The organism is Pseudomonas sp. K5002 (genome assembly GCF_013386655.1).
In the GTDB taxonomy this organism is placed as follows: domain Bacteria; phylum Pseudomonadota; class Gammaproteobacteria; order Pseudomonadales; family Pseudomonadaceae; genus Aquipseudomonas.
The window spans coordinates 1-3,594 of the sequence record NZ_JACARK010000543.1 but is presented as its reverse complement, the minus strand read 5'-3'; the positions used below and the strand labels follow the sequence as shown (position 1 = coordinate 3,594).

Sequence of the window (3,594 nt, the reverse complement as noted above, 5' to 3'; positions counted from 1 at the left end):
GTGCGCAGGATATCGTGGCGCGCCACGACCTTTTGCAGCGCGCCCATGAAGGCCTGCAAACGCTCGACGCTGTCAAACGCCATGCGCGATTGCAGCAGGTAGGGGTCACCCTGTTCGGCGCTGATGTGGTGGTAGAGGATGCCTTCCTGCAACGGCGCCAGCGGGTAGATATCCTGCACGTTGGCCGCACCGCCGGGCACCGTCGCCACGATGCGGTCGATGGCCGGCTGGTCCAGCTTGACCAGGGTCAGCATCGACGGCGTGATGTGCTCGCAGCCAGGCGCAATGCCGTTGGCCGGCACCACGATTTCCCGGCCACTGCCCACCGCCGCCGCCAGCGCCGCCAGGCTTGGCTGGTTGAACAGCACCCGCACATCGGCGCTCAGGCCGGCCTGGCGCATGCGCTCGATCAGGCTCACCGCCAGCAACGAATGGCCGCCGAGTTCAAAGAAGTGGTCAAAGCGCCCGACACGCTCGACGTTCAGCACGTCCTGCCAGATCTGCGCCAGCAGGGTTTCCACCTCGCCCTCCGGGGCTTCGAAACCACGGCTGAGCAGGCAGTCCTGATCGGGCGCAGGCAGGCCCTTGCGGTCCAGCTTGCCGTTCGCGGTCAGCGGTAACAGTTCCAGCCAGACATAGGCCGACGGCACCATGTAGTCCGGCAGCCGGCTTTGCAGGTGCGCACGCAACGCTTCAATGCCCAGCGGCGCCTGGGCGGTGTAGTAAGCCACCAGGCGCTTGTCGCCGGGTTCATCTTCACGGGCCAGCACCACCGTGTCTTTGACGCCGGAAACGCTGGCGAGGCAGCTTTCGATTTCACCCGGCTCGATACGGAAACCCCGGATTTTCAGTTGATGGTCGTTGCGGCCCTGGTACAGCAAGGTGCCGTCCGCCTGCCAGCTCGCCAGGTCGCCGGTGCGGTACAGCAGCCCATCGCCGAACGGGTCGACGATAAATTTCTCGGCGGTCAATTGCGGCTGGTTCAGGTACCCCTTGGCCACACCCGCGCCACCGATGTACAGCTCGCCAACCACGCCCAGCGCCACCGGCTGCTGCCGCGCATCCAGCACGTAGGCACGGCTGTTGCCAATCGGTCGACCAATCGGAATACCGCCCTCACCCACCGACTTGATCTCGAAGGTGGTGGAAAACGTCGTGGCTTCGGTGGGGCCATAGCCATTCAGCAGGTGCTGCGGCGCGCCGTGCTCAAGCACCCGGGCGATCACCTGCGGGTCGAGCACATCGCCGCCGACGATCAGGTAGCGCAGTTGCCGGAACATCGGCATCAACCCGTCGGCGTACTGATGGAACAGCCCGGCGGTCATCCACAACACGCTGACGGATTGCTCCTGCAACAGGGCGCCAAACGCGGCCTGGGACAGCAACGTGGCATGCTCGACCACCACCACGCAGCCGCCGTTGAGCAGCGGCGCCCACACATCGAGGGTGCTGGCGTCGAACGCCGGGTTCGAGGCGAAGGCCACCCGGTCGCGGTGATTGAAGTCGGCATAACCGTTGTTGATCACCAATCGAGAGACGGCGCGATGGGGCACCTGCACACCCTTGGGCGCGCCGGTTGAGCCGGAGGTGTACATGATGTACGCCACGCTTTCGGCAGACTGGGACAGGTTCGGATTATGGGTCGGCTGATTGTCGAGGTTCAGCCCGTCGAGATCACGCAGCACCTGCCCGGCATGACTGTCCTGCACCATGAACGCCTGGCGTTCGTCCGGCGCATTGATGTCCAGCGGCACGTACACCGCCGCGCACTTGAGGATGGCCAGTTGGCTGACCAGCAGGTCGATGGAACGTGGCAGCGCGATGGCCACGCTGTCGCCCGGTTTTACACCCTGGTCGATCAAATAGTGGGCCAGGCGATTGGCCCGCAGGTTCAACTCGGCCGCTTCACTGACCAGCAGGTGCTCCAGGTCCACCGGCAGCATTTTTTGCTCGGTGTAGGCGGTGGCGCGGCTTTCGTACAGCGCGACGTTGTCCAGGCGAGCCCTGGCTTCGCTCACCACGAACGGCTTGACGTTAGACTCCGGCGGCGCGGGTTCCGAGGCGGAATTGTCCTTGAGCCGGGACTTGCCGCCGGGGCCCTTCACCCAGGTCTCGACGCGCCCGCTGGCGCTCTCAACCTGGTAAGTGGTGGCTTGGGTTTGTGGGTCGATGCTCTCGGTGCCCACCAGGGAAATATTGTCCTCGGTGTCGAATACCCGCCGCACGGGTTGCCCGGCCGGTGGGCGGCTTGCCGGCGACTCCTTGATGGCCCGGCGGGCGAGTTCGATCATCTGGTCAATGTCGACGAAAAACGCACTGAGTTGCGCCTGGTCGAAATGCTGCGGGTAACCGAGGTTCCAGGTGCGGATGGTCAGCCGGAATTGTTCATAGGCCTGTATGCAGTCTTCCAGCACCTTGCGCCGCTGTGTGATGTTGGCGCTGGCGTTGGGCAGTTCAAAATGCGAAGCCCATGCGCGGTTGACTTTGGCGTAGCTGTCCCGGGCCTGGGCCCGCAAGTAGAACCAAGACAGCTCGGCAACTTCGGGGTAAGTCTCAAGGGTATCGAAGCGGTGTAAAAATTTCAGGTGCGTGCGGTAGCTGTCATTGAGCGTACGTCGGAATTGCTCCAGCATCGGGCTTAGCCGGGTACGGTGGGCGGCATCGGTAACCTGATCGAACCAGCGGTTGAACTGGGAAAAGTCGGCATCGATCCGGTCCAGGTCACGCAGAATCTCGCTGCTGATCCTTTTACGCTGCCGCAGGATCTCCAGCATGGCGGGAACGATTGCCAAGGTGTCGAAAACCTCGGGGGAGATGGCGGTCATGTTATGGGTTCCAAGCTCCAGGATCCGTGCCTCGATCTGCTTGAAGTGATAGCGCGCCCGGTTCAGGGTGGTCAGGGTCAGGCGCGCCGCATTGCGGCTCATGTCCTCTCTGATCGCGCGCTGGCGGTTGCCGCTGGTAAAGGGCACGAACTCCGTCAGTTCCTGATACTGGCGGCTGTACAGCTCGATGTCCTGCTCGAAGGCTCTGCGGATCGCCGGGCCTGCGCTGTCGGTGCGGGCCATCAGTTCTTCGGTTCGGTTAATGGAGAGCGCAATCAGGTCTTCGCGGCTGTTGATACTGTTGGCCAGCGCCTGTTGGCGGCGCAGGGCGCGGTCGGTCCACCAGCGTGGCAAGTAATCACGGATCGACTGGGGCCAGATCGGATCAAGCACTTCGGCCATATGCCCGAGCACGCTGCCGCCACCCGCCAGGCCGCCCTTGAATGCGCTGCCGTAGACGCCGTAGTGAGTGTCCCATTCGCCGTTTTCATCCAGGGCAATCGGCTGCTTGTAGGTTTTGCTGCGGGTCGGGCTCAGGCGCCAGTCCAGGGGATCGCCGGCCAGCTCAACCTGATAGATGCGCCCGCGCCGCATGATAAAGTCGCCTTCGGTATGCCGGTACACATTGCGATAAAAACCGTGGGTCTGCGGTTGCAGCCCGGCCAGCGAGATCACTCCTTCATATTCATAACCGGCGAAACGCTGTGCCGCCCGCCGAGCCTGGGTGACCGAGGGCAGGTGCAGGCTGGCGGCGCTGCTGGCCAGATGG

1 protein-coding gene is annotated in these 3,594 nt (G+C 63.6%); it reads right to left on the bottom strand.

Features of this window, described 5'->3' with window-relative positions; all coding sequences use genetic code 11:
* Positions 1-3,594 (bottom strand): amino acid adenylation domain-containing protein (locus HX846_RS40265; RefSeq protein ID WP_306173140.1); only part of this gene is annotated, 3,594 nt, incomplete at both ends.